Source organism: Micromonospora sp. PLK6-60 (assembly GCF_019890675.1).
In the GTDB taxonomy this organism is placed as follows: Bacteria; Actinomycetota; Actinomycetes; order Mycobacteriales; family Micromonosporaceae; genus Micromonospora.
The window spans coordinates 173392-198447 of the sequence record NZ_JAIOAA010000007.1 but is presented as its reverse complement, the minus strand read 5'-3'; the positions used below and the strand labels follow the sequence as shown (position 1 = coordinate 198447).

Annotated in this window: 25 protein-coding genes; 15 read left to right on the top strand and 10 right to left on the bottom strand. The window is 73.8% G+C overall.

What is annotated here, in order from left to right; all coding sequences use genetic code 11:
- The first annotated feature begins 35 nt into the window (after positions 1-35).
- Together K7640_RS16280 and K7640_RS16275 are read left to right on the top strand one after the other, a co-directional pair.
- Positions 36-314 (top strand): F0F1 ATP synthase subunit epsilon, encoded by a 279-nt coding sequence (locus tag K7640_RS16280; protein ID WP_222955679.1) that lies wholly within the window; start codon positions 36-38, stop codon positions 312-314.
- Positions 315-326: 12 nt separating this feature from the next.
- Complete coding sequence (locus K7640_RS16275) at positions 327-782, top strand: DUF2550 domain-containing protein (RefSeq protein WP_222955678.1); 456 nt, start codon at positions 327-329, stop codon at positions 780-782.
- Positions 783-794: 12 nt separating this feature from the next.
- On the opposite strand, the gene K7640_RS16270 is transcribed toward K7640_RS16275, so the two are convergent.
- Positions 795-1391 carry a class I SAM-dependent methyltransferase gene (locus K7640_RS16270; RefSeq protein ID WP_222955677.1) on the bottom strand — a complete coding sequence of 199 codons (597 nt, stop codon included), beginning with the start codon at positions 1389-1391 and terminating at the stop codon, positions 795-797.
- Between the two features lie 129 nt (positions 1392-1520).
- Between K7640_RS16270 and K7640_RS30825 the strand changes: the two genes are divergently transcribed.
- From K7640_RS30825 to K7640_RS16255, 3 genes are all read left to right on the top strand, one after another.
- Complete coding sequence (locus K7640_RS30825; RefSeq protein WP_222955676.1) at positions 1521-2702, top strand: histidine kinase; 1182 nt, start codon at positions 1521-1523, stop codon at positions 2700-2702.
- Entirely contained in the window at positions 2699-3397 is a 699-nt protein-coding gene (locus K7640_RS16260) for a response regulator transcription factor (protein ID WP_222955675.1), read from the top strand. Before K7640_RS30825 ends, K7640_RS16260 begins: the two co-directional genes overlap by 4 nt.
- Before the next feature lie 81 nt (positions 3398-3478).
- Positions 3479-4207 (top strand): DedA family protein, encoded by a 729-nt coding sequence (locus K7640_RS16255; protein ID WP_222955674.1) that lies wholly within the window; start codon positions 3479-3481, stop codon positions 4205-4207.
- A gap of 29 nt (positions 4208-4236) precedes the next feature.
- Here K7640_RS16255 and K7640_RS16250 read toward each other — a convergent pair whose 3' ends face one another.
- Positions 4237-4656, bottom strand: coding sequence for a VOC family protein (locus K7640_RS16250; RefSeq protein ID WP_222955673.1), 420 nt, complete (start codon positions 4654-4656; stop codon positions 4237-4239).
- A complete protein-coding gene (locus tag K7640_RS16245) occupies positions 4632-5204 on the bottom strand; it encodes a cob(I)yrinic acid a,c-diamide adenosyltransferase (RefSeq protein ID WP_222955672.1) in 573 nt (190 codons plus the stop codon). Before K7640_RS16245 ends, K7640_RS16250 begins: the two co-directional genes overlap by 25 nt.
- Between K7640_RS16245 and murA the strand changes: the two genes are divergently transcribed.
- Both murA and K7640_RS16235 read left to right on the top strand, forming a co-directional pair.
- Entirely contained in the window at positions 5203-6642 is a 1440-nt protein-coding gene (murA, locus tag K7640_RS16240; RefSeq protein ID WP_222955671.1) for a UDP-N-acetylglucosamine 1-carboxyvinyltransferase, read from the top strand. The genes K7640_RS16245 and murA overlap by 2 nt on opposite strands.
- Positions 6643-6708: 66 nt before the next feature.
- Positions 6709-7557, top strand: coding sequence for a 3-hydroxyacyl-CoA dehydrogenase family protein (locus K7640_RS16235; protein ID WP_222955670.1), 849 nt, complete (start codon positions 6709-6711; stop codon positions 7555-7557).
- 63 nt (positions 7558-7620) lie between these two features.
- Here K7640_RS16235 and K7640_RS16230 read toward each other — a convergent pair whose 3' ends face one another.
- A complete protein-coding gene (locus tag K7640_RS16230; protein ID WP_222955669.1) occupies positions 7621-8466 on the bottom strand; it encodes an ABC transporter permease in 846 nt (281 codons plus the stop codon).
- Positions 8466-9311, bottom strand: a complete 846-nt coding sequence (locus tag K7640_RS16225; RefSeq protein ID WP_222955668.1) for an ABC transporter ATP-binding protein — start codon at positions 9309-9311, stop codon at positions 8466-8468. Before K7640_RS16225 ends, K7640_RS16230 begins: the two co-directional genes overlap by 1 nt.
- Before the next feature lie 166 nt (positions 9312-9477).
- Between K7640_RS16225 and K7640_RS16220 the strand changes: the two genes are divergently transcribed.
- Positions 9478-11484, top strand: a complete 2007-nt coding sequence (locus K7640_RS16220; RefSeq protein ID WP_222955796.1) for a protein meaA — start codon at positions 9478-9480, stop codon at positions 11482-11484.
- Between the two features lie 72 nt (positions 11485-11556).
- On the opposite strand, the gene K7640_RS16215 is transcribed toward K7640_RS16220, so the two are convergent.
- Positions 11557-11853: a DUF1540 domain-containing protein gene (locus K7640_RS16215; RefSeq protein ID WP_222955667.1), complete on the bottom strand. Its 297-nt coding sequence runs from the start codon at positions 11851-11853 to the stop codon at positions 11557-11559.
- Positions 11854-11956: 103 nt separating this feature from the next.
- Positions 11957-12574, bottom strand: coding sequence for a DUF4126 domain-containing protein (locus K7640_RS16210; protein WP_222955666.1), 618 nt, complete (start codon positions 12572-12574; stop codon positions 11957-11959).
- A gap of 71 nt (positions 12575-12645) precedes the next feature.
- Between K7640_RS16210 and nucS the strand changes: the two genes are divergently transcribed.
- Positions 12646-13305 carry an endonuclease NucS gene (gene nucS / locus K7640_RS16205; RefSeq protein ID WP_222955665.1) on the top strand — a complete coding sequence of 220 codons (660 nt, stop codon included), beginning with the start codon at positions 12646-12648 and terminating at the stop codon, positions 13303-13305.
- A gap of 86 nt (positions 13306-13391) precedes the next feature.
- Here nucS and K7640_RS16200 read toward each other — a convergent pair whose 3' ends face one another.
- Positions 13392-14891 (bottom strand): aldehyde dehydrogenase family protein, encoded by a 1500-nt coding sequence (locus tag K7640_RS16200; RefSeq protein ID WP_222955664.1) that lies wholly within the window; start codon positions 14889-14891, stop codon positions 13392-13394.
- 284 nt (positions 14892-15175) lie between these two features.
- Here K7640_RS16200 and K7640_RS16195 point away from each other — a divergent pair, with 284 nt between their 5' ends.
- From K7640_RS16195 to K7640_RS16170, 6 genes are all read left to right on the top strand, one after another.
- Positions 15176-15607: an FHA domain-containing protein gene (locus K7640_RS16195; protein ID WP_308042570.1), complete on the top strand. Its 432-nt coding sequence runs from the start codon at positions 15176-15178 to the stop codon at positions 15605-15607.
- A 164-nt stretch (positions 15608-15771) separates the two neighbouring features.
- A complete protein-coding gene (locus tag K7640_RS16190; protein WP_222955662.1) occupies positions 15772-17562 on the top strand; it encodes a 3-hydroxyacyl-CoA dehydrogenase family protein in 1791 nt (596 codons plus the stop codon).
- A gap of 40 nt (positions 17563-17602) precedes the next feature.
- On the top strand, positions 17603-18097 hold the full coding sequence (locus K7640_RS16185) for a SigE family RNA polymerase sigma factor (protein ID WP_222955661.1): 495 nt from the start codon (positions 17603-17605) through the stop codon (positions 18095-18097).
- Complete coding sequence (locus K7640_RS16180; RefSeq protein WP_222955660.1) at positions 18094-19176, top strand: hypothetical protein; 1083 nt, start codon at positions 18094-18096, stop codon at positions 19174-19176. The genes K7640_RS16185 and K7640_RS16180 overlap by 4 nt, the downstream gene beginning before the upstream one ends.
- 71 nt (positions 19177-19247) lie before the next feature.
- The gene (locus K7640_RS16175) at positions 19248-19574 is read left to right on the top strand and encodes a hypothetical protein (protein WP_222955659.1); all 327 of its coding nucleotides are present in this window, start codon (positions 19248-19250) and stop codon (positions 19572-19574) included.
- Positions 19575-19719: 145 nt separating this feature from the next.
- On the top strand, positions 19720-20529 hold the full coding sequence (locus tag K7640_RS16170) for an alpha/beta hydrolase (RefSeq protein WP_222955658.1): 810 nt from the start codon (positions 19720-19722) through the stop codon (positions 20527-20529).
- 641 nt (positions 20530-21170) lie between these two features.
- Here the strand turns inward: K7640_RS16170 and K7640_RS16165 are convergent.
- Both K7640_RS16165 and K7640_RS16160 read right to left on the bottom strand, forming a co-directional pair.
- On the bottom strand, positions 21171-23414 hold the full coding sequence (locus tag K7640_RS16165) for a hypothetical protein (protein ID WP_222955657.1): 2244 nt from the start codon (positions 23412-23414) through the stop codon (positions 21171-21173).
- Positions 23415-23593: 179 nt separating this feature from the next.
- Positions 23594-24850 (bottom strand): cell division protein DivIVA, encoded by a 1257-nt coding sequence (locus K7640_RS16160; protein ID WP_222955656.1) that lies wholly within the window; start codon positions 24848-24850, stop codon positions 23594-23596.
- Positions 24851-25056: the final 206 nt, after the last annotated feature.

Genomic DNA, 25056 nt, shown 5'->3' with positions numbered 1-25056 from the left:
ATTTCGGCAATCCGCCGCCGCAGCAAGGAGACAGCGTGGCAAAGCAGCTTCACGTCGAGCTCGTAGCCGTCGAGGAGAAGGTCTGGACGGGTGAGGCCGAGATGGTCGTCGCCCGGACGACCGAGGGTGAGCTGGGTGTGCTGCCGGGGCACGCGCCGCTGCTCGGCCAGCTCGCCGAGCCGAGCCAGGTGCGCATCAAGCAGGCCGGCGGTGAGCAGGTCGCGTACGACGTCGCGGGCGGCTTCCTGTCGGTGACCGGCGAGGGCGTGACGGTCCTCGCCGAGAGCGCCAGCCCGGCCACTCCGGCGCGCTGAGCCGACCCGCCGATGGAGATCGTGGAAGGGATCGGTATCGGCATCGCGGTCGTCCTCGCCGCGCTCCTCATTCTCTTCCTCCGGCGCGCCCTGGTGACCCGTAGCGGGGGCATCATCCGGCTCAGCGTCCGGGTAACCACCATGCTCGACGGCCGAGGCTGGTCGCCCGGTTTCGGCCGGTTCGCCGGCGACGAACTCCGTTGGTACCGGATGTTCAGTTTCGCCATCCGGCCCAAGCGGGTGCTGTCCCGCAAGGAACTGGTGGTGGAGCGACGGCGGCTGCCCGAAGGGCAGGAGCGATTCTCCATGCCCGCCGACTGGGTGATCCTCCGCTGTACCAGTCAACACGCCCCGGTGGAGATCGCCATGGCCCGGTCCACGGTCACCGGATTCCTCTCCTGGCTCGAGGCCGCCCCACCCGGGGCGGTCTCGCCGCGTCTGGCCTCCCAGGACTGGCCCGCCGCCTGACCCGCCGCGCGGTCAGCCGCCGGCCCGTAGCGGGCGGCGACAGTGGTAGACAAGCGCCGGCGGCAGGTTCCCCCAGACCGTACGGCCCACGGTGACCTCGTCGAACACCTGCCGCAACAGGCTGCGGAAGCGGCGGGCCGGCGGCGTCCACAGCGCGTGCCGGTAGGCGAACGTGGTGAACGCGCCCCCGTCGCCCAGCCCGGCGGCCACCGCGTCCAGCACGCTGCGCTGCCGGCTCTCCCGGAACGCCGCCCATGGCAGGCCGCTGACCACCACGTCGGCGCACGGATGCCGCCGCGCGGCCAGCAGGCCACCCAGCGCCGCCGCGTCGCCGAGCACCACCTCCACCCCCGGGTACCGCCGCGCCACCCGGGCCGCGAAGCGCGGGTTGACCTCCAGCGCCAGGTGCTGGCCCCGGCCGCCGAGCCGGCGCTGGATGGCCTGGGTGAACACGCCCGTGCCCGGACCCAACTCGACCACCACCGGGTCACCCGTGCTGGGCACCGCCGCGGTGATGTCGGCGGCCAACCCCGGCCCACTGGGGGCCACGGCGCCCACGGTGAACGGATGCCGGGTGAACTGGCTGAGGAACGCCCACGAGTCGCTCATGTCGCCGAGGCTAGGAACGACGGCCGGGCCGCCAGATCGCCCCGTCGGCCCGTGCACCGGCCACCCGGAGGAGGCTGGGCGGCCGGTGGGAGGACCACCGTCCGGCCACCGCTCCGTAGGGTTGGCCGGGTGAAGGTCGGACGCGCCTGGTGGCCGGAGCTGCTGCTCGGGCTGGCCGCGGCCGGGCTGGGCCTGGCCAGCAGCCTGAACAGCCTGACCCCGGAGGTCACCGGCCGGGGCGTCAACGTGGCGCTCGCGGTGACCGCGGGGCTGGCCCTGGTGGGGGTGCGCCGGTGGCCCGCCCCGGTGCTGGTGCTGGAGAGCGCGCTGATGCTGGCCGCGGTCCAGCTCTCACCGTTCGGCACGGGTACCCCGCTGCTGTGCGCCGCGGTGGCGCTCGGGTTCGTCGGGTACCGGGCGGGCTGGCCGGCCACCGCCGCGGCCTTCGCGCTGTTCGTCGCGGTCGTGCTCTACACGGCGCTCGACTCGGGCCCGCCGGACGTGCTGGCCGGTGGCGCGGGCCTGCTCCGGTTGGCGATGGTCGTCGGCTCATCGGCCGCGCCGGTCGCCTTCGGCCGCTACCTGAGAGGGCTGCGCAACGCGGCGGTGGTGGCCGAGGAGCGGGCCCGGGACGCCGAGTCGCGGCAGGAAATGCAGACCCGGGCCGCCCGGCTCGCCGAACGCGCCAGCATCGCCCGGGACCTGCACGACATCGTCGCGCACCACGTCGCGGCGATCGCCCTTCAGGCCGGGGCCGCCCAGTACGCCACCCGGCGGACCGGGCGGGTGGACGAGGCCGTCACGGCGCTCGGCGAGCTGCGGTCCACCGCCGGACGGGTGCTTGACGAACTTCGTGAGCTGTTGGAGGTGCTCCGCGACCCGGAGGCGATCGAGGGCGGTGCGCCGATGGTGGAACCCGAGCAGATCATCACCGAGGCGCAACGGGTGGTCCGGACCGCCGGCCTGGCCGTGCAGGTCACCATCGACGACCGGGCGGCCAGCACCCCGCTGGTGGTGCGCACCACCGCCGCCCGGGTGATCCAGGAAGGGCTGACCAACAGCCTCAAGCACGCCGGCCCGGGCGCGACAGCCACGGTGGTGGTCCGGTCGGAGCCGGTCGGGCTGCTGGTCGAGGTACACGACAGCGGTCCGGAGCAGCCCCGGCCCGGCCCGGCGCTACCCTCGTCCGGGCACGGGCTGGCCGGGCTGCGGGAGCGGGTGGGGCTGCTGGGCGGCACCCTGACCGCCGGCCCGACCCACGTGGGCGGGTGGCGGTTGCTCGCCTGGCTGCCGGTACGGGAGGTTTCGTGATCCGGGTACTCGTGGTGGACGACCAGGCGCTGGTCCGGGCCGGCGTGGGCCTGCTGTTGCGCACCGCCGGGGGGTTCGAGGTCGTCGGCGAGGCGGGGGACGGCCACGAGGCGGTCCGCCTCACCGAACGGTTGCGCCCCGACATCGTCCTGATGGACCTGCGGATGCCTCGGATGGACGGCATCGAGGCGACCCGCCGGATCCTCGCCCGGCAACCGGGGGTACGGGTGGTGGTGTTGACCACCTTCGCCGACGACGCCGACATCTACGGCGCGCTGGGCGCCGGGGCGATCGGCTATCTGGTGAAGGACGGCGCGCCCGAGGAGTTGATCGACGCGGTGGGTCGGGCGGCCCGGGGCGAGGCGCTGGTGGCACCGCCGGTGCTGGCCCGGATCGTCCGCCGGGCGATCGCCGCCCACGACCATGAGCTGCGGCCGGAGCCCAAGGTGCCGCAGCCGGGCCTGCGGATGCTCAGCCCCCGGGAGCGGGAGGTGCTGGCGCTTGTCGGCACCGGCCTGTCCAACGCGGAGATCGGTGCCCGGCTGCACCTGGGCGTCACCACGGTGAAGACCCATGTCTCGGCGGCGATGGAGAAGCTGGACCTGCGCAACCGGGTACAGGCGGCGGTGGTGGCGCACCGGCTCGGACTGGTGGACGACGACTTCAACCTGGTCCCCACCCCGGGGGTTCCCTAGGGGACCGGCCGGCCACCCGGAGGAGCGGGCCCGGCCGCCGGGAGGACCGGCGGGGGTGGCCCGGTGTCGCAGGCTGGTGACATGACCTTCGTGGATTCCCTGCTGGACCGCCTCGGCACCTTGCCGCCCGGATACGTCCTGCTGGCCGCCGCGGCGGTGCTCGCCGCCGAGGTGGGCCTGCTGGTCGGGATGGTGCTGCCGGCCGCGACCACGATGCTGACCGTCGGACTGCTGGCGAGGGCCGGCCGGCTCGACCTCGGCACGGCGCTCGCCGTCACCACCCTCGCGGCCTTCGTCGGGGACCAGCTCGGCTACCTGGAGGGCCGGCTGCTCGGGCCCCGGCTGCGGGCCGGTCGGCTGGGACGGTGGGTCGGCGAGCAGCGGTGGCGGCGGGCCGAGGCGCTGATCGCCGCCCGGGGCGGTACGGCGGTGCTGCTCGGCCGGTGGACCGCCTTCGTCCGTACCCTGGTGCCCCGGGTGGCCGGCGCCGCAGGGCTGCCGTACGTCCGGTTCGTGGTCCTCGACGGGGTCGCGGTGCTGGCCTGGGTGCCCGGCACGGTGCTGCTCGGCTGGGCGGCCGGCGCGGCGTCCACCGGGCTGCCGACCGCTGTCGGCGGCGCGGTGGTCGCGGTGGTCGTGGTCGCGCTCACCGTACGCCGGGCTCGGGTGCGCCGCCGGCGGACACCGGTCCGGGGCTGCGCCGGGGCGGTCCGGCCCGGTCGATCCCCGAAGTGGCGGATGTCCGGTTCCCGGCGGCCGGGTGCCGGGCGGAGCGCCCCGGCCCGCCGGAACGCGCTGGACCGCTCCTGACCCGATGTCCCGGCCCTCGGCGGTGCCGGTCAGTCGGTCCCGGCGACCAGTTCCACCTCGTAGCCCTGCCCGTCGGCCAGATACGCCGCGTACGTGTCCGGGCCGCCCGCGTGCGGGTGCCGGTCCGGGAACAGCAGCTCCCAGCCGTACGCCGGCGCGGCGGCGACCAGCCGGTCCACCTCGGCGGGCGGGCCGGCGTGGAAGGCCAGGTGGTTCAGCCCCGGGGCGAGCCGGTCGTGCGCCCGCCCGGACAGCGCGGGGGACTGCTCCAGCACCAGGTACGTCGGGCCGAGCCGCCAGGACCGGCCGGCCGGCCAGTCCTGGAACGGCGTCCACCCGAGCTCGGCGAGGAGCCAGCCCCAACTGTGCTTCGCCGCCGCCAGATCGGGTACCCACACCTCGACGTGGTGCAGCGACCCGACGGTCAGCGGTTCCCGCCCGGTACCCATAGCACATCCCCGGCCGGGTTCGCCGTCCTTGACAGGATGAAGAGCAGGTCGGAGAGCCGGTTGAGATACTTTGCCGGGAGGGAGCTGGTGCGATCCGGATCGTGAGCGACCAGGGCCCAGGCCGCTCGTTCGGCGCGCCTGGCGGTCGTTCGTGCCACGTGCAGCAGCGCCGCGCCAGCGGTGCCGCCGGGAAGGACGAAGGAGTCGAGCTTGCCCAGCCGCCCGTTGTACTCGTCGCACCAGCCCTCGAGGCGCTCCACGTACGCCTCGGTGACCCGCAGCGGCGGATACTGCGGGTCCGGCTCGACCGGGGTGGCCAGGTCGGCGCCCACGTCGAACAGGTCGTTCTGGATCGAGCCCAGCACCGCGCGCAGCTCCTCGGCGAGCTGCCCCAGAGCGAGTGCCACGCCGATCGAGGCGTTGCACTCGTCGACGTCCGCGTACGCCGCGATGCGCGGATCGGTCTTCGGCACCTGCTCGTTGTTGCTCAGCCTGGTCATGCCGGCGTCGCCGGCCTTGGTGTAGATGCGCGTGAGGTGGACGGCCATGACGCACAGCCTACGGATACCGGACCTGACGATCCCGGCGCGGCCCGACCAGGGAACCGCCCGACCCGCCGTGGGGCCGGGGGACGCCGGCGACGCCGCGATCAACGACATCGACGTCATCCGGGTCGCCGGGGAGGCCCGGCTGGCGGGCACGGTGCACGTGGTGGGCGCGAAGAACTCGGCGTTGAAGCTGATGGCGGCGGCGCTGCTCGCGCCCGGCCGTAACGTGATCACCAACGTCCCCCGGATCACCGACATCGCGATCATGGGGGAGGTGCTGCGCCGGCTCGGCTGCGGCGTACGGTTCGAGGCGGACGACCCGCCCGACCCGATGATCGCCCGGGACGGCTCGCCCCGCTCCCGGCAGGTGATCATCGACGTACCCGAGGAGCCGGGCGCCGAGGCCGACTACGACCTGGTCCGGCGGCTGCGGGCCTCGATCTGCGTACTCGGTCCGCTGCTGGCCCGCCGCGGGTACGTGCGGGTCGCCCACCCCGGCGGCGACGCGATCGGCTCGCGTGGTCTGGACATGCACATCGCCGGGCTGGCCCGGATGGGTGCGGTGATCTCCGGTGAGCACGGCTTCGTGATCGCCGAGGCCCCGGACGGGCTGCACGGCGCGGAGATCGTGCTGGACTTCCCGAGCGTGGGGGCCACCGAGAACCTGGTGATGGCGGCGGTGCTGGCCCGCGGGGCCACCGTGATCGACAACGCCGCCCGGGAGCCGGAGATCGTGGACATCTGCGCGATGCTCAGCGGGATGGGCGCCCGGATCTCCGGGGCTGGCACCTCGACGCTGCGCATCATCGGCGTACCGGAACTGCGGCCGGTGCGGCACGCCACGGTCGGGGACCGGATCGTCGCCGGCACCTGGGCGTTCGCGGCGGCGATGACCCGCGGGGACGTCACGGTGACCGGCGTGCCGCCGGCCTTCCTGGAGGTCGCGCTGGACAAGCTGGTCTCGGCCGGCGGCCTGGTGGAGACCCGCGGCGACGCCTTCCGGGTACGCATGGACGACCGGCCGAAGGCCGTGGACGTGGTCACCCTGCCGTTCCCGGGCTTCGCCACCGACCTGCTGCCGATGGCGATCGGGCTGGCCGCGGTGAGCGACGGGGCGTCCCTGATCACCGAGAACATCTTCGACGGCCGGTTCATGTTCGCCAACGAGATGATGCGGCTCGGCGCGGACATCAAGACCGACGGCCACCACGCCCTGGTCTGCGGTCACGAGCGGCTCTCCGGCGCGCCGGTACGCGCCACCGACATCCGGGCCGGCGCCGGGCTGATCATCGCCGGGCTCTGCGCCGACGGCGTCACCGAGGTCTCCCACGTGCACCACGTCGACCGGGGCTACCCCGACTTCGTGGCCGACCTGCGGGCGCTGGGGATCGAGGTGGAGCGGGGCACCGCGCCCGAGGAGCCCGACCTGGCCATCTGACGGCCCTTATCCCTCGTTAAGTAGGGTGCTCCTGGACAGTCGAGAACACGGGCGAGGGAGAAGCAGATGGCGGGTCGACTCGCGGTCATCGGTGCCGGGCTGATGGGCTCGGGCATCGCCCAGGTGGCGGCGCAGGCGGGCTGGCAGGTGACGCTGCGCGACATCGACGACGCGGCCACCGGGCGGGGTGTGGACGGCATCCGGAAGTCGCTCACCAAGTTCGCCGAGAAGGGCAAGATCGAGGCGTCCGAGGTCGACGCGACCCTGGCCCGGATCACCCCGACCACCGAGCTGGAGGCGGCGGCCGACGCGGACATCGTGGTCGAGGCGGTCTTCGAGAAGATCGAGATCAAGCACGAGGTGTTCCGCGCGCTGGACAAGATCTGCAAGGCGGACGCGGTGCTGGCCACCAACACCTCGGCCATCCCGGTCACCCAGATCGCCACCGCCACCGAGCGCCCCGAGTCGGTGGTCGGCACCCACTTCTTCTCGCCGGTGCCGATGATGAAGCTCTGCGAGCTGGTCCGGGGCTACAAGACCAGCGACGAGACGCTGGCCACCGCGAAGTCGTTCGCCGAGGAGATCGGCAAGACCGTGGTGGTGGTCAACCGGGACATCGCCGGTTTCGTCACCACCCGGCTGATCTGCGCCCTGGCCATGGAGGCGGTCAAGCTGGTCGAGGCCGGCGTGATCTCCGCCGAGGACCTGGACACCGCCTGCAAGCTGGGCTTCGGCCACGCCATGGGCCCGCTCGCCACGGTCGACCTGACCGGCGTGGACGTGCTGCTCAACGCCACCAGGAACATCTACACCGACACGGCCGACGAGAAGTTCTTCCCGCCGGAGCTGCTCCAGCGGATGGCCACGGCCGGCGACCTCGGCCGCAAGACCGGCCAGGGCTTCTACCCGTACTGATCGGGTGTAAGGAGGGGCCCCTTATTAACAGACGTCTGTTAATAAGGGGCCCCTCCTTACACCTCAGCCGTCGCGCTTGGTGGTCCAGCGGAAAGTGGTGAGGCAGAGGGCCAGGCCGATCACGCACCAGAGCGCCAGCACCAGGGCGACCCGGCCCAGCTCGAACGAGCCGCCCGGTTCCTGGGCGCCGAAGCTGTCCGGCAGGAAGACCGAGCGCAGGCCCTGGCACATCCACTTGAGTGGGAAGAGCGCCGCCACCTGCTGCATCCAGGTCGGCAGGCTGGTGAAGACGAAGAACACCCCGGAGATGAACTGGAGCACCAGCGCCACCGGGGTGACCACCGCCGACCCGCTGCGGGCCGTACGGGCCAGCGAGGAGATCGCGATGCCGCAGAGCGTGCAGGCGGTGACGCCGAGGACGGCGACCCAGCCGAAGGTGGCCCACTTGGCGGCGGTGGCGGGCAGCTCCAGGTCGAACAGGGCGACGGAGACGGCGAGCAGCAGGACGGTCTCGGCGATGCCGATGGCCACCACCATGAGCACCTTGCCGGCGAACCACACCCACTTCGGCATCGGCGTGCCCCGGTAGCGCTTGAGCACGCCCCGGTCCCGTTCGATCGGGATCCAGATGCCCAGGTTCTGGAAGCTCACGGTCATCAGGCCGGTCGCGATCATGCCGGTGATGAAGTACTGCGTGTAGCTGACCCCGGGGGCGATCTCGTCGCTGAAGATGGCGGCGAAGATCAGGATCATGATGATCGGGAAGCCCATCGTGAAGACGACGGACTCCCGGCTGCGCAGGAACTGGGTCAGCTCCAGCCGGCCCTGGCGCAGCGCCAGGGCGCCCGCGCCGAGCCGCCGGGCCGGCGCGCCGGTGACCGGGGCCGCCGGCTTGGTCGTGGTGGTCATCAGTGTCCGATCATCCGCAGGTAGACGTCTTCCAGGGTCGGCCGGGTCACGGTCAGGCCGGGGACCTCGCCGCCGTACCGCGCGGCCAGCTCCGCCACCAGCGCCGTCGGCGTCGCGCTCTGCGCCGACTCCGGCGTCCCGTCCGGGGTACGCCAGGAGACGGTGGCCAGCGCCGCCTGCCGGTCGCCGAGGCGGTCGGGCGGGGCCACCTCGACCACCCGGCCGGCGGCGATCACCCCGACCCGGTCGGCGAGCGACTCCGCCTCGTCCAGGTAGTGGGTGGTCAGCACGATGGTGGTGCCGGCGGCGGCGAGGTCGCGGATCAGCTCCCAGAACTCCCGCCGGGCCTCCGGGTCGAACCCGGTGGTCGGCTCGTCGAGGAAGAGCAGTTCCGGCCGGCCGATGATGCCCAGCGCCACGTCGAGGCGGCGCTTCTGGCCGCCGGACAGGGTGTGCGTACGGGCCTTCGCCTTGGCGCCCAGCCCGACCCGCTCGATCACCTTGTCCGGGTCGTCGGCGTCGGGATAGAAGCCGGAGAAGTGCCGGACCACCTCGCCGACGGTCAGCTCGTCGAACTCGCCGGTGCCCTGGAGCACGATGCCCACCCGGGACCGCCAGTCGGCGGCCGGCGAGCCGGGGTCGCTGCCGAGCACGCTCACCTCGCCGGCGTCGCGCCGCCGGTAGCCCTCCAGGATCTCCACCGTGGTGGTCTTGCCGGCGCCGTTCGGGCCGAGCAGGGCGAACACCTCACCCCGGTGGACGTCGAGGTCGACCCCCGCCACCGCGACGTTGTCGCCGTACGCCTTGCGCAGTCCCCGTACGGAGATCGCGAGCTCGTCTTCCATGCCGTCCAGTGTGCGACGGCCCGGCGCGCGGCGGCGGCCCGGGGTGTGGTGGTGTCGGCCATGTCGCGCCCCGGTCACCCGGTCGTCCCCGCCATGGGCCTGTGCTGTTTTCCACAGCCCGTTTTACTGAACGGTAACTTAGACTCCGGCCATGGATGAGAAGGCCATGGATGAGCAGGCTCTTCCGGCCCGGCTGCCGGAGCGCGACCGTCCCTGGGTGATGCGCACGTACGCCGGGCACTCCTCCGCCGCGGCCACCAACGCGCTGTTCCGCCGCAACCTGGCCAAGGGGCAGACCGGGCTCTCCGTCGCCTTCGACCTGCCCACCCAGACCGGGTACGACCCGGACCACGAGCTGGCCGCCGGCGAGGTGGGCCGGGTCGGGGTGCCGGTCGCGCACCTGGGGGACATGCGAGCCCTCTTCGACGGGCTGCCGCTGGGCGAGACGAACACGTCCATGACCATCAACGCGCCGGCGATGTGGCTGCTCGCCCTCTACGGCACGGTCGCCGCCGAGCAGGGCGCCGAGCTGAGTCGCTGCGCCGGCACCACCCAGAACGACATCATCAAGGAGTACCTGTCCCGGGGGACGTACATCTTCCCGCCGGCCGCCTCGCTGCGGCTCACCGCGGACGTCATCGCGTACACGCTGCGGGAGATGCCGCGCTGGAACCCGGTCAACATCTGCTCGTACCACCTCCAGGAGGCGGGCGCGACGCCGGTGCAGGAGGTCGGCTTCGCGCTGGCCACCGCGGTCGCGGTGCTCGACGCCGTCCGCGACTCCGGCCAGGTGCCGGCCGAGCGGATGGGGGACGTGGTCCAGCGGATCTCCTTCTTCGTCAACGCCGGGGTGCGCTTCGTCGAGGAGATCGCCAAGATGCGCGCGTTCGGCGTGCTCTGGGACGAGATCACCCGGGACCGCTACGGCGTGACGAACCCGAAGCAGCGCCGCTTCCGGTACGGCGTGCAGGTCAACTCGCTGGGCCTGACCGAGGCGCAGCCGGAGAACAACATCCAGCGGATCGTGCTGGAGATGCTCGGCGTCACGCTGTCCCGCGACGCCCGGGCCCGCGCCGTGCAGCTGCCCGCCTGGAACGAGGCGCTCGGCCTGCCCCGGCCGTGGGACCAGCAGTGGTCGCTGCGCATGCAGCAGGTGCTGGCGTACGAGTCGGACCTGCTGGAATATCCGGACCTGTTCGACGGCTCGCACGTGATGACCGCCCTGGTGGAGGGGATCGTGGCCGGGGCCCGCGCCGAGCTGGACAAGGTGCTGGAACTGGGCGGCGTGGTGGCCGCCGTGGAGACCGGCTACCTCAAGAGCGCCCTGGTGGCCTCGCTGGCCGAGCGCCGCCGCCGGATGGAGGCCGGCGACGACGTGGTGGTCGGCGTCAACCGGTTCACCGAGACCGAGCCGTCCCCGCTGACCGCGGCCGGCGCCGAGGCGATCGAGCAGGTGGACCCGGCGGTCGAGGCGGCCGCCACGGCCGGCGTACGCCAGTGGCGGGCCGGCCGGGACGCGGCGGCCGTGGACGCCGCGCTGGACCGGCTGCGCGCGGACGCCGCGACCACGACGAACCTTATGCCGGCGACCCTGGCCTGCGTGCGGGCCGGGGTGACCACCGGCGAGTGGGCCGGGGCGCTGCGCGCGGTCTTCGGCGAGTACCGGGCGCCGACCGGGCTGGCCGGCGCGGCCGGGTCCGCCGGGGACGCCGGGCTCGCGGCGGTCCGCGAACGGGTCGCCGCCACCGCCCGGGAGCTGGGCAGCGGCCGGTTGCGGCTGCTGGTCGGCAAGCCCGGCCTGGACGGGCACTCCAACGGCGCCGAGCAGATCGCGGTACGCGCCCGCGACGCCGGCTTCGAGGTGGTCTACCAGGGCATCCGGCTGACCGCCGGGCAGATCGTGGCCGCCGCCGTGGAGGAGGACGTCGACCTGGTCGGCCTCTCGGTGCTCTCCGGCTCGCACCTGGCCGCCGTGCCGGCGGTGCTGGCCGGGCTGCGCGCCGCCGGTCGGCCCGACCTGCCGGTGGTGGTCGGCGGGATCATCCCCGCCCCGGACGCCGACGCGCTGCGGGCCGCCGGGGTGGCCCGGGTCTTCACCCCCCGCGACTTCGCCCTGACCGGCATCATCGACGACCTGGTCACCGTCATCCGCGAGGCCAACGACCTGACCTGACCCTCGTCCGCTGCGACCGGGCCGGCCGGCGTCGCCGGCCAGGTCAGCGCGGGTCGGCCGGCGCGGAGTGGGTCAGCGGGCGGCGTAGGTCATGCAGTCGGCGCCGTCGTTGTCCGGGCCGACCCGGATGGACGGCGCCCGGCACGCCAGCTCCGAGTTGTGCCGGCAGTCGGCGCGCTGGCAGGCGCCCACCTGGGCGACCAGGGTCTCGATGCCGCCGCGCACCGGCAGGTCGATGAAGGTGTGGCAGTGCGCGTGGTCGCTGCTGCCGATGGTGATGGCGAAGGCGTGGCAGGCGTTGGTCTGGTTGTAGGCGCAGGAGGTGGCCACGCACTCCTGCACCCGGGGCATCTCCATCGACGCGGTCACGGCGACCTCCTCTAGGCTTTGTCCCGAGCCTAGGCATTCGCACCCTTTCCCCGCCGCCGTTCAGACGCCCCTCACCCCGAGGTGCGACCACCGGCCGTTCGGGTCAGACCCGGAAGCCGGCGGCCCGGGCTGCCGCCCGCTCCCGGCGGCGGTCCTTGCGCCGGCGCAGGAACCAGAAGAGGAAGCCGACCAGGCCGACCAGGAAGACCAGCACCAGCACCGGCAGCAGGAGCGCCACCACCGACATCACCACGCTCGTGGCGTCCTCGGCGGTGCTGGCCACCGGCGCGCCGATGCCGGCGGTGGTGGCGTTGATGACCGGCCGGGCGGCCGACTTGAGCAGGTGCACCCCGAGCGCGATAAGCACGCCGACCACCACCGGGACCCACTGGTGCGAGGAGAAGAAGGTGTCCGGGTCGCTTACCGTGACGGTCTCCGAACTCGACCCTGCGCCGAAGGCCAGGCCGCCGGCGGTCGGCCGGACCACGGTCTGCACCACGTCGTTGACATGGTCGACGACGGGCACCTTGTCGGCGACCACCTCGATGGCCAGCAGCGCGGCGAGGATCACGATCACCCAGCCGTTGCCGAGCCACTGCCAACCCTTCGGCAGGTCCACCAGGTCGGTGAAGCGGGCCAGCAGGCCCATCAGGAGCAGGGGGATGTAGGCGTTCAGCCCGGCCGAGGCGGCCAGGCCGGAACCGGTGAGGACTTCGAGCACGATCTCAGGATCGCACCGGCGCGCCAGTGCCGCTCGTCGGCGCCGGCCGGCCCCTCGGCTACCCTCGTCGGGTGCGGTTGGTGATTGCGAAGTGCTCGGTGGACTATGTCGGACGGCTCTCGGCCCACCTGCCGCCGGCCACCCGGCTGTTGATGGTGAAGGCGGACGGGTCGGTGTCGATCCACGCCGACGACCGGGCGTACAAGCCGTTGAACTGGATGAGCCCGCCCTGTCGGCTGGAGGAGGCGCCCGGCGTCTGGCGGGTGGTGAACAAGGCCGGCGAGGAGCTGCGGATCACCCTGGAGGAGGTCTTCCAGGACACCTCGTACGAGCTGGGCGTCGACCCGGGGCTGCGCAAGGACGGCGTCGAGGCGCACCTGCAGGAGCTGCTGGCGGCCAACCCGGGCGTGCTCGGCGAGGGCTACACCCTGGTCCGTCGGGAGTACATGACGGCCATCGGCCCGGTCGACCTGCTCTGCCGGGACGCCGCCGCCGGCGCGGTAGCGGTCGAGGTGAAGCGGCGCGGCGAGATCGACGGCGTCGAGCAGCTCACCCGCTACCTGGAGCTGATGAACCGGGACCCGTTGCTCGCCCCGGTCACCGGGGTGTTCGCGGCGCAGGAGATCAAGCCGCAGGCCCGGGTGCTCGCCACCGACCGGGGCATCCGCTGCGTGGTGGTCGACTACGACAAGCTGCGCGGCATCGAGCGCGACGAGCTGACGCTCTTCTGAGCCGCCGGCCCGGGCGCGCCCGGCGCGTCGGCTGTCCGCGCTGCCCGGGATCTCGTTCGCAACGCGCCGGCCTGGGCGCGTCCGGCTCAGCGCCGGCCGTACATCAGCTTGACGGCCTTGACCAGGCGGGCCACGTCGCCCGGGGTCCGCTCGAAGGTCATCGACGGCAGCAGCGAGCGGGCCCGGCGCCGGGTGATCGCCTTGGGCCGGCCGAACTCGCGCAGCCCGTCCTCGCCGTGGATGCGGCCGAAGCCGGACTCGCCCACCCCGCCGAACGGCAGGGTGGACATCCCGGCGAAGGTGAGCGCCGAGTTGACCGACGCCATGCCCGAGCGCAGCCGCCGGGCGATCGCCACCGCCCGCTCCCGCCCGAAGACCGAACCCCCCAGGCCGTACGGGAGGGCGTTGGCCAGGCGTACGGCCTCGTCGGCGTCGCGGACCCGGTTGACGGTAAGCGTCGGCCCGAAGGTCTCCTCGCGGACCGCCGCCGAGTCCGCGGGCACGTCGACCAGCACGGTCGGGTGCACGTACGGCGGCCGCACCGCGTCCGCCCCGCCGAGCACGGCGCGACCGCCCCGGGCGAGCGCGTCGTCGATGTGCCGGCGGATCACGTCGAGTTGCGCCGGCATGGTGATCGGCCCGATGTCGGCGCCGTCGGCGCCCACCGTCAACCGGCCGGCCCGCTCGACCACCTTGCCGACGAACGCGTCGAAGACCGGCTCGACCGCGTACACCCGCTCGATGCCGATGCAGGTCTGCCCGGCGTTGGTCAGCGCGCCCCAGACGCACGCGTCCGCCGCGGCGTCCAGGTCGGCGTCGCTGTCGACGATCATGGCGTCCTTGCCGCCGGCCTCCAGCAGCACCGGGGTCAACGACTCGGCGCAGGCGGCCATCACCTTCTTCGCGGTGGCCGTCGAGCCGGTGAACGCCACCTTGTCCACGCCCGAGCGGCACAGCGCCGCCCCGACGTCACCCAGCCCGTGCACGGCGCTGAGGACCGGATGCTCCGGCACCGCCTCGGCGAAGCTGTCGACCAGCCACTGGCCGGCCGCCGGGGTGTACTCGCTGGGCTTGAAGACCACCGCGTTGCCGGCGGCCAGCGCGTACGCGGCCGAGCCGACCGGGGTGAAGACCGGATAGTTCCACGGGCCGATCACGCCGACCACCCCGTACGGCTGGTATTCCAGGTGGCCGGAGAACTCGGCGACGATCAGCCGGGAGCGGACCCGGCGGGGGCCGAGCACCCGTCCCGCGTTGCGGGCCGCCCAGTCGATGTGCTCGATCGCGGTGGCGATCTCGACGATCGCGTCGGGCACCGGCTTGCCGCCCTCGTCGTGGACCAGTTGGGCGAGCCGTTCGATCCGCCGGGCCAGCAGGGACCGCCAGCGCAGCAGCCGCTCCCGCCGGCCGGCGAAGCCGAGCCCGGCCCACCAGGCGCCGGCCGCCCGCGCCCGCTCGACCGCGGCGGCGACCTCGGACGGGTCGGTGACCGGCACCCGGCCGGCCTCGACGCCGGTGGCCGGGCTGGTCGAGACCAGCTGGCCGTCCTCGATCGCCGGGGTGCCGGGAACATGAACAGCCGTCATGGCCGCAGTCTAGACCCGGGCATTACCGGCCGGTAGGGGTCGGCGCGGCCGGCCGGGCGGCGTCGCCGCCGCACCGGGCGGGCCGGCTCGACCGCGGCATCCGCCCGGTCGCCGGCGGTGGCGACCGGCCGGTTCGGTGACCGGAAGCTGACCGCTGGTAGTCCGGGGGGTGACCGGCAGGTGGAGCAGCCGACTACGGTGAGGTGGCAGGCTGATCGCGGACGACGGTGGTGGGGAGCTGGCTGTCCATGCAGGATCATCCGGAACTGATACCGACCTTACGAGTGGCCGACGGACCGATGCGCGGGACGAGCTTCCGGCTCAGCCGGGTCCAGCAGGTGATCGGCCGGGCGGCCGCGATCGCCGACATCGTGCTGCAGGATCCGCACCTGAGTCGGCGGCACGCCGCCGTCCAGGTGACCGACGACGGCGTGTCCCTGGTCGACCTGGGTTCGACCAACGGCACCTGGCTCAACGACCGGCGGATCACCGGGACGGAGTGGCTCGCCGACGGGGACGTGGTCCGGATGGGCCGCAGCGAGCTGCGCTTCTCCGACCCGGGGGTGGCGCGGACCGACCCGGTCGGGTTCCGCTTCGACGCCGGGCCGCAGGGCCAGCGGATGACGGTGCCGCTGCCCGTGCCGCCGGCGCCGCGCCGACCGGTGCACGACGAGCCGACCCGGTCGGCGCCCGCGCCCGCGGACGCCCACCCCTGAGCGCGGGCCGGGCTGCCCGCTGGCGAGGGCACCCGGGCCGCCGTCGCGCTCGTGAAATATCCCACGGCTTCTCGACAACACAGCGTCACGTGGCAGACTCCGGCGCATAACCTTAGCGGCCGTTCATGTCGGCAGCGGCGCAGTCGAGCAGGGGGAGGCCGGTCGTGGCGCGCGAGTTCACCAGCGTGGGTGTGGTGGGGCTGGGCACCATGGGTGCCGGCATCGTCGAGGTCTTCGCCCGCAACGGCATCGACGTGGTGGCGGTGGAGATCTCCGACGCCGCCCTGGAGCGCGGCCGGGCCACCCTCAAGGGCTCGACCGACCGGGCGGTCGCCAAGGGCAAGCTCGCCGAGGCCGACCGGGACGCCCTGCACGCCCGGGTCGACTTCCAGGTGGGGCTGGACGCGCTGCGCGCCGTCGACCTGGTGATCGAGGCGGTGCCCGAGCACCTGGACCTGAAGCAGCGGATCTTCGCCGAGCTGGACCGGGTCTGCAAGCCCGAGGCGATCCTGGCCACCAACACCTCGTCACTGAGCGTCACCGAGATCTCGGTCGCCACCGCCCGGCCGAACCAGGTCATCGGCATCCACTTCTTCAACCCGGCCCCGGTGATGAAGCTGGTCGAGGTGGTCCGCACGGTGGTCACCTCCGCCGAGGTGGTGGCCGACGTGGAGGCGCTCTGCGCCCGGCTCGGCAAGGTCGACGTCACCATCAGCGACCGGGCCGGCTTCATCGCCAACGCGCTGCTCTTCGGCTACCTCAACCACGCCGTCGGGATGTTCGAGGCGAAGTACGCCAGCCGCGAGGACATCGACGCCGCCATGAAGCTCGGCTGCGGGCTGCCGATGGGCCCGCTCGCCCTGATGGACCTGATCGGCCTGGACACCGCGTACGAGATCCTGGACACCATGTACCGGCGCGGCGGGCGGGACCGCCGGCACGCCCCGGCCCCACTGCTCAAGCAGATGGTCACCGCCGGGCTGCGCGGCCGGAAGTCCGGCCGCGGCTTCTACACCTACGAGCGGCCAGGCTCGCCGAAGGTCGTACCCGACGAGTGGACGCCGCTGGCCACGGACGCCGCGCTCGCCGACGGCAGCCGGGCCATCGCGAAGGTCGGCGTGGTCGGCTCCGGGACCATGGCCACCGGCATCATCGAGGTCTTCGCCAAGGCCGGGTACGAGGTGATCTCGGTGACCCGGGGCGCGGAGAAGTCCGCCAAGGTCTGCGAGGCGGTCAAGACCTCGCTCAACAAGGGCGTGGTGCGGGGCAAGCTCAGCGAGGCCGACCGGGACGCCGCGCTCGGCCGGATCACCTGGTCGGCGACCCTGGAGCACCTGGCCGACGTGGACCTGGTGGTCGAGGCGGTGATCGAGGAGCTGAGCGTCAAGAAGGCCCTGTTCGCCAGCCTCGACGAGATCTGCAAGCCGGGCGTCGTGCTGGCCACCACCACCTCGTCGCTGCCGGTGATCGACGTGGCGATGGCCACCCAGCGCCCCGCCGACGTGGTCGGCCTGCACTTCTTCAACCCGGCGCCGGTGATGCCGCTGGTCGAGGTGGTCCGCACGATCCGTACCTCGGCGGAGACCACCGCCACCGCCCGCGCGGTCTGCGCCACGCTGGGCAAGACCGGCGTGGTCTGCGGCGACCGGTCCGGCTTCATCGTCAACGCGCTGCTCTTCCCGTACCTGAACGACGCGGTGAAGATGCTGGAGGCCAGCTACTCCACCGCCGACGACATCGACCACGCGATGAAGCTCGGCTGCGGCTACCCGATGGGCCCGTTCGAGCTGCTCGACGTGGTCGGCCTGGACGTCTCGCTGGCCATCCAGCGCGAGCTCTACCTGGAGCTGCGGGAGCCCGGCTTCGCCCCGGCGCCGCTGCTGGAGCACCTGGTCACCGCCGGCTACCTCGGCCGCAAGAGCGGCCGCGGGTTCCGCGACCACACCAACCGCTGACCGGGTCAACGCCACACGCCGGTGACGGCGTCTGAGGGATGTGACCTTCGAGGAGTACGTCGGCAGCCGCGGCCCGGCCCTGATCCGGCTGGCCCGGCTGCTCACCGGCGACGAGCACCGGGCGGAGGACCTTACCCAGGAGGTGCTGGCCCGCGCGTACCTGCGGTGGCGGAAGATCGCCGGACTGGACCGGCCCGACGTGTACGTGCGCCGGATGCTGGTGAACGCCAACGCCTCCTGGTGGCGGCGCCGGTCCAACCGTGAGCTGGCCACCGACACCTTCGCCGACCGGCCCGTGCGGGGCCGGCTCGACGAGGACGCGGTCGAGCGGGACGAGCTGTGGCGGCTGATCCTGGGCCTGCCCGACCGCCAGCGCGCCGTGCTGGTGCTGCGCTACTACGAGGATCTCGACGACCCCACCATCGCGCAGATCCTGGACTGCTCCCCGGTCACCGTCCGCACCCACGCGATGCGGGCCCTCGCCCACCTCCGGGAGCGCGTCGGCGCCCCGATGACCCACGGGAGCCGACCGTGACCGACCTGGACCAGCGGATCAGCGACATTCTGCGGGAGCGCGCCGAGGGGCCGGTGGACCCCGGCGGGCTCACCGCCCGGGCGGTGGCCGTCGGGCGCCGCCGCCGGCGTCGCCGGCGGGCGGTGGCGGGCAGCGGGCTGGCCGTGCTGGCGCTGCTCGGCGGCCTCGCCGTCGGGCCGGGCCTGCCCGGTGTCGGCCGGCCGTTCACCGCGGCCGGCCCGGCCGTGCCCGCGGTGGTCCCGGCCCTGGTCCGCGACGCGCCCGGGGCCGCCGCCGCGCCCGAGACGATCGGCACCGATCCGGGGATGCTGCACTTCGGCGTGGACCCCGCCAAGGTCCGCTACCTGGGCTGGGGCGTCGGGGGCGGGGTGGAGACGGTGCAGCTCGACGCCGGTGACGGCCGGACCGTCACGGTGGACCTGGCCAGTTCCTCGGCGACGCTGCGGGGGTACGGCGTCGAGCTCCTGCCGGTGTCGGTGGGGGAGCTCGCCACCGAGGCGGCGTTCGACGGCCGGACCATCCGGCTCACCGCCGAGGGCCGGCCGATCCAGGTCCGGCACTGGCGCCCCGCGCCCGGCGTGTACGCCCGCGCCGTCGTCCCGGCCGACACGGACGCCGGGCTGACCGTGGCGGCGCAGGCGCTGCGGCTGGACGAGGCCCGGCGCTGCGGCGGCCCGGTCCGGCTCACCCGCCTGCCGGACGGCGCCGGGCTCTCCAGTTGCCAGGTCGACGCGAGCCGCTTCCCGAAGCTGGTCACCGTCAACGTCAACGTGACCCGTCCCGGTGACAGGTGGATGCGCCTCTCCTACCGGTACGCGGTCGAGGCGGGCGGTGCGCCGCGGGCCGGGAACACCGAGATCGACGGCAGGCCGGCGTACCTCGTGCCCGGGCCGGCGGCGTCGCCCGTCGACGGGGATCCGCAGCGAACCGGTGGCGAGTTGGAGCTGCTGGGCCTCGCCAAGACGCGGCTGGAGGCCAACTGGGGCTGGCCCACGTACGGCTTCGACGAGCGGGACGCGCGGGTGCTGCTCGGCGGGGCCCGGGTCGCCGACCCGACCCGCCCGGAGAGCTGGGACTGACCGGACCGGGCCGGCCCGGGGCGTACGCCCGCCCCGGGCCGGCCCGGTCGCCGGGTCGTACGCTGGACGGCGTGAGCCCTCGTCGCAACCGTCCCCGCCGGGACGAGCAGGCCCAGCTGGACTCCGACCGGGTGCGCCAGGGTGTCGCCTCCGTCCAGCAGTGGCGCGACGGCGAGTGGCAGGTCCGCGGCATCGGCGGCGGGGCGTCGGTCAAGACGTACCGTTGCCCCGGCTGCGACCAGGAGATCCGCCCCGGGGTGGCGCACCTGGTGGCGTGGCCGGCGGACGGCTCGGGGGACCTCAGCGACCGGCGGCACTGGCACAGCGGCTGCTGGCGGGCCCGGGACCGGCGTGGCCCGTCGATCCAGCGCGGTCGCGGCGCCCCCCGGTACGGCTGACGCCCGCGTCGCGGCGCGCTGAGCCCTCGTCCCCGCGCCGTCGCGGCGTGCTGAGACCCCCGTCCGCGCCGTCGCGGCGCGACCTGGATCACAACCGTTCCCGCCCCGACCGGCGGCGGACGCCGCGAGGGGCGAAACTTGAGCGGTGAGCACACCGATCCGAGCATCCTCGATCCTGCCCGGGCACCGCGAAGACATCGAGCTGCACACCGCCGACGGTTTGCGCCTGGTCGGTGAGCTCGCCCGCCCGGCCGACCAGGACCCGGTGGCCACCCTGGTCTGCCTCCACCCGCTGCCCACCCACGGCGGGATGATGGACAGCCACGTGCTGCGCAAGGCGGCGTGGCGGCTGCCCGCACTGGCCGACCTGGCCGTGCTCAGGTTCAACACCCGGGGCACCAGCAGCGTCCGGGGGACCAGCGAGGGAGCCTTCGACACCGCGGTGGGCGAGCGCTTCGACGTGGCCGCCGCAATCGAGTACGCCGAGTTCCACGAGCTGCCGAACGTCTGGCTGCTCGGCTGGTCGTTCGGCACCGACCTGGCCCTGAAGTACGGCTGCGACCCGGCGGTGGCCGGGGCGATCCTGCTCTCCCCGCCGCTGCGCTTCTCCCAGCCGGACGACCTGGCCGTCTGGGCGGAGTCCGGCAAGCCGGTCACCGCGCTGGTGCCCGAGTTCGACGACTACCTGCGGCCGGACGAGGCGCGGCAGCGGTTCGCGGCCATCCCGCAGGCCGAGGTGATCGGCGTACCCGGCGCGAAGCACCTGTGGGTCGGCGACGCGGAGACCGTGCTGGACGAGATCGTCCGGCGGGTCAACCCGGCCGTGTCGGTGCCGTTGCCCACCACCTGGGACGGCCCGATGGAGACCGGCGACGTCAGCGCGTACGCCGACCGGACGGTGGCCTCCTTCGCCGACACCCCGGTCCCCGGCCCGACCCCGGGCCAGGCCGGCTGACCGCGTCGGTTCGCCGAACCGCGCTGAGGCGCCGGGGCTGACCGCAGCTCGCCGGAGCGGCTGAGGCCTGGGCTGACCACGGTGGCCGGAGCGGCTGAGGCCCGGGCTGACCACGGTGGCCGAGGGCCGCTCATGGTCGGTCCGGGGCGACCGCGCTGGGCCGGCTGGTCTCGACCTCGGAGCCGGCGGTACCTCATCCGCGCCCTACCAACTTGACCTCACCAACGAATCACCGACCCTGCTCATTGCGGCAATCGGGTGTGACCGGGCCGTCAAATGATTCGTTTACGACATCAAGTTGGTAGGGCGCGAATCGGACCCTCACAATCCCGGGCCACGGCACGTCCGGCCGCCGCGCAAAGCCCGTCCCGACAGCCAAGGCGAGGCGGTTCGGGCGAGGGCGCTTTCGGGGGCGGCCGCTCCAGGTCGCGCGGCCGGGCCGGTGCAGCGGCGGCCGCTCCAGGGTCGCGTGGCCGGGCCGGTGCAGGGGGTGGCCGGTGCAGGGGGGCGGCCGCGACAGGGTCGCGCGGTCCGGGCCGATGCAGGGGGCGGCCGCTTCCGGGGTCGCGTGGTCCGGGTCGGTGCGGGACGGCCGCTCTAGAGTCGCCCGGTCCGGCCCGGTGCGGGACCGGCCGGCCCGGTCATTCCGACTCGACGGTGACCTTGCTGGGCTTGGCGCTGCGCTCGTCGGTGGTCGGCTTGGTGGGCCGCTTGCCGTTCTCGCCGGTGCTGGTGATCTTCGTCGGGGTGACCCCCCGGCCGCCCCCGTCCGGCATGGCGGCGACTGTCGGCTCGCCGTCCACCCCGGCGCTGGCCGGCCCGTCGTCCATGGTCGTCACCGGCTCCGCCACCGGCCGGGCCACGGTCTCCCCGGAGCGGGACTCCTCCGCCGGGCCGGGCTGGTCGGCGGGCTCGGCCTTCGGGTCGGCCGGAGTGCCGTCGGCGGTCGGCACCGCCGCGGTCCCCTTGACCGTGGCCGGCTTGCCCTCGGCCGTGACCGGCTTGCCGTCCGCGCCCGCCGGGACGGCCACCACCGGCTTGTCCTCCGCGCCGGCCGGGACCGGCTTGCCGTCCGCGCCGGCCGGGACGGCCGGGACCGGCTTGCCGTCCGCGCCGGTTGGGGCGGCCACCGCCGCCTTGCCGCCCGTGCCGGCCACCCCCGGCCTGCCGTCGGCGGCCGCCGGGGTCGCCGTCACGTCCACCCCGTCGGCAACCGCCCGCAACCGCAGCTCGGTCAGCTGCCGCTGGAGGTCGTCGGACTCCTGGCGGGACTTCCAGGTTTCCTGCCGCAGGTCGGCGAGCTGCTGCTGGGCCTGCGCGATCTCCAGCATGACCTGGGCGAGCTGCTGCCGGCCGGCGGCTGCCTCCTGCTGGGTGGCGGCGAGGTGCTGCTGGGTCGTCGCCAGGTGCTGCTGGGTGGTGGCCGCGTACTCCTCGAACTGGCGCCGGGAGGCCGCGACGTGCTCGTCGGCCTTGCGGCGCTTGTCGGCGGCTTCCTCCTCGGCCCGGCGGAGCAGCTCGGTCGCCTCCTCCTCGGCGTTGCGGCGCATGGTCAGCGCGTCCTGCTCGGCGGCCTGCCGGATGGTGGCGGCGCCCTGCTCGACCTCGTCGCGCCGGGCGGCGTACGCCTGCTCCAGCTCGTCGTGCCGGGCCTTGTGCTGCCCGGCCAGCTCGACCTGGCGGGCCTGGTACTGCTTCTCGGCCTCGTCGCGGCGCTTGGCGAACTCCTGCTCCGCAGCGGCCCGGCGCTGGGCCAGCTCCCGGTCGGCCTCCTCCCGCCGGGAGTTGACCTCCTGCTCCACCCCGGCCCGCCAGGCGCCCAGCTCCTGCTGCGTCTGGGCCCGGGCGTGCTGCACGTACGCCTCGGTCTCGGAACGCATCCGCTGCACGTACGCCTCGGTCTCGGCGCGGTGCCGCTTGGCCGCCTCGCCCGCCTCGGTGGTGAGCCGGTTGGCCTCCTGCCGGGCCCGGCCCCGGGTCGCCTTCGCGGCCTCCTCGGCGTCGTCGACGATCTGCTTGGCCTCCTGGAGGGCCTTCGCGTGGGTGGCCCGCCCGGCCTCGGTCGCCTGCTCGGTGAGCCGCTTGGCCTCCTGTTGGGCCTTGGCGTGCACCTCCTTGGCGGCGTCGCGGAGCTCGGTCGCCTCCTGCTGGGCCTTGGCGAGGGCCTCCCGCGCGCTGTTGCGCAGCGTGGTCGCCTCCTGCTGGGCCCGGTGGTGGATCTCCTTCGCGGTGTCCCGGAGCTGGGTCGCCTCCTGCTGGGCCTTGGCGAGGGCGTCCTGCGCGTTCTTGCGCAGCGTGGTGACCTCGTCCTGAGTGGTCCGGCGCAGCGTGGTGACCTCGTCGTGGGCCGTCTTGCGCAGGCTGGCGGCCTCGTCCCGGGCCTTCTTGAGGGTGGCCTCCGCCTCGGCCTTGCGGGCGGCCGTGTGTCGCTCCTCCTCGGCCCGGCGGGCGGCCAGCGCGATCTCGAAGTCCTTCAGGGCCTGCGCGGCCTGACCGCGCGCCTCCTCGATGATGTGCTCGGCGGCGGCCCGGCGGGCCTCGATCTCCTGGTTGGCGGCGGCGAGGATGTCGTCCGCCTGCTCCTCGGCCATGCTGAGGATCTGCTCGACCCGGGGGCCGAGATGCCGGAACGAGGCCCGGTCCACCACGCCCACCTGCTTGCGCACCTGGGCGAGATCCCGCTGGAGGTGCTCGACCTGACCGGCCAGCTTGTGGATCTGGGTGTACGCCTGCTCCCGCTCGGCCGTCAGCGTCGCGATCTCGTGCTCGGCGCGAGCGACGTACCGGTCGACCTGTCGTTTCTCGTACCCCCGCAGAGCGGACTCGAAGCTGGGCTCCGTGGTCACGTCCCCGCCGAGGGCGAACAGTTCCTCGCCGTGCGACATGCCCCCATCCTCACACGCATCGGCCCCGGCTGGGGCGATACGGACGGGCCGGTTGGGACCTACTTCACTGGGCCGGCGGGCCCGCGACCAGTGGGTGGGAAAGGCATACGGCGCGGGGTTCCACCGGTCACCCGGTGTCACCCCGCGCCGTGTCGAACATGCCCCGCGCGAGCGGTCGGTCAGCTGGCCGTCTCGGCGCTCGCCTTGGTGTCGGCGGCCGCCGGCTTGGCGGCCTCCTGCTTGGGCGCCGCGCCGCTCGGCACGCCCGGGACGATGCCGGCGAGGCCGGAGAGCATCTGCCCGAGCTGGGAGGTGACGGCGTCCTTCTGCCGGGTGAGGTCCTCGACCTCGCGGCGGGCCGCCTGGGTGGTCAACTCGGCCTCGGTGCGGGCCTCGTCGAGCAGCCGCTTCGCCTCGGCCTTCGCCTCGCCCAGCGTCTTCTCCGACAGCGACTTCGCCTTTTCCACCGTCTCGTGGGCGGTGCGCTCGGACTCGACCCGGCGGGCCTCGGCGCGCTGCTCGATCTCCTTGGCCCGCTCCTGGGCGGCCCGGGCCCGCTGCTCGGCCTCGTTGACCAGCTTCTGGGTCTGCGCCACCTGGGCGGCGTGCCGCTCGGACTCCTCGCGCTCGGCCTTCTCCCGGCGCTCGGCGATCTGCAGCTCCAGGGCCTGGAGGTCCTTGTCGCGCTTGTCCCGCGCGTCGGTGAGCAGCTTGGTCGCCTCGGCCCGCTTCTCCTCGGCCTCGCGCGCCGCCTTGGCCCGCTGCTGGGTGATCTCCCGCTCGGCGGTGGCGCGCAGGGTGGCGACCTCCCGCTCGACGGTGGACTTGAGCTCGGCGACCTCGTGCGCGGTGACGGTGCGCAGCTGCTTGGTCTCCCGGTCGGCGTCCGCCCGCAGGGTGTCCGCCTCGCGCCGGGCCTGCACCCGGACCTCGGCCGCCTCCCGCTCGGCGGCGGTGCGGAGGCTGCCCGCCTCCCGCTCGGCGGTGGCCTTCATCGCCGCGGCCTCGGCGCGGGCCTTGTCGGTGATCTCCCGGGCCTCCAGGCGGGCCGCGGAGAGGATGCCCTCGGATTCGCGCTTCGCCTCGTTGCGGTGGTCGTTGGCCTGCTCCTCGGCCAGCCGCAGGATCTGCTCGACGCGGGTGCCCAGGCCGGAGAGGGTCGGCCGGCTGTTCTCCTCGAGCTGCTTGTTGGTGTCGGTGAGCTTCTGCTCGAGCGCGGACTGGCGCTGCTCGGCCTGGCGCAGCCGGCGCTGCGCGTCGTTCATCCGCTGCTCGGCCTCGGCGCGGGCCTGCTCGGACTGGGTCAGGGCGGCGGACAGCCGGCCGATGAAGTCGTCGACCTGACCGACGTTGTAGCCGCGCAGGCCAACGGTGAAATCGGGTTGCGAGTTCGCGTTATCGAAGAACGCGAGAGGGGAGGACTGCTGCTGGGGCATTGGGACATACTGGCAGACGCCCCAGGGGCCTTCGCAAGAGCGGTGGGCGCTTTCCCGTCCTCTTTACATGGTCAACTTCGCCCGCGTCGGGACACCGGACCAAACGCCGATCTTGGCAGCTCCCGGGCGCGCCGGACGGCACCGGCGGTGAACAGGAAAAGGGCCGCGGGCAGGTGCCCACGGCCCTTTGTCGAGGCGTACCGCTA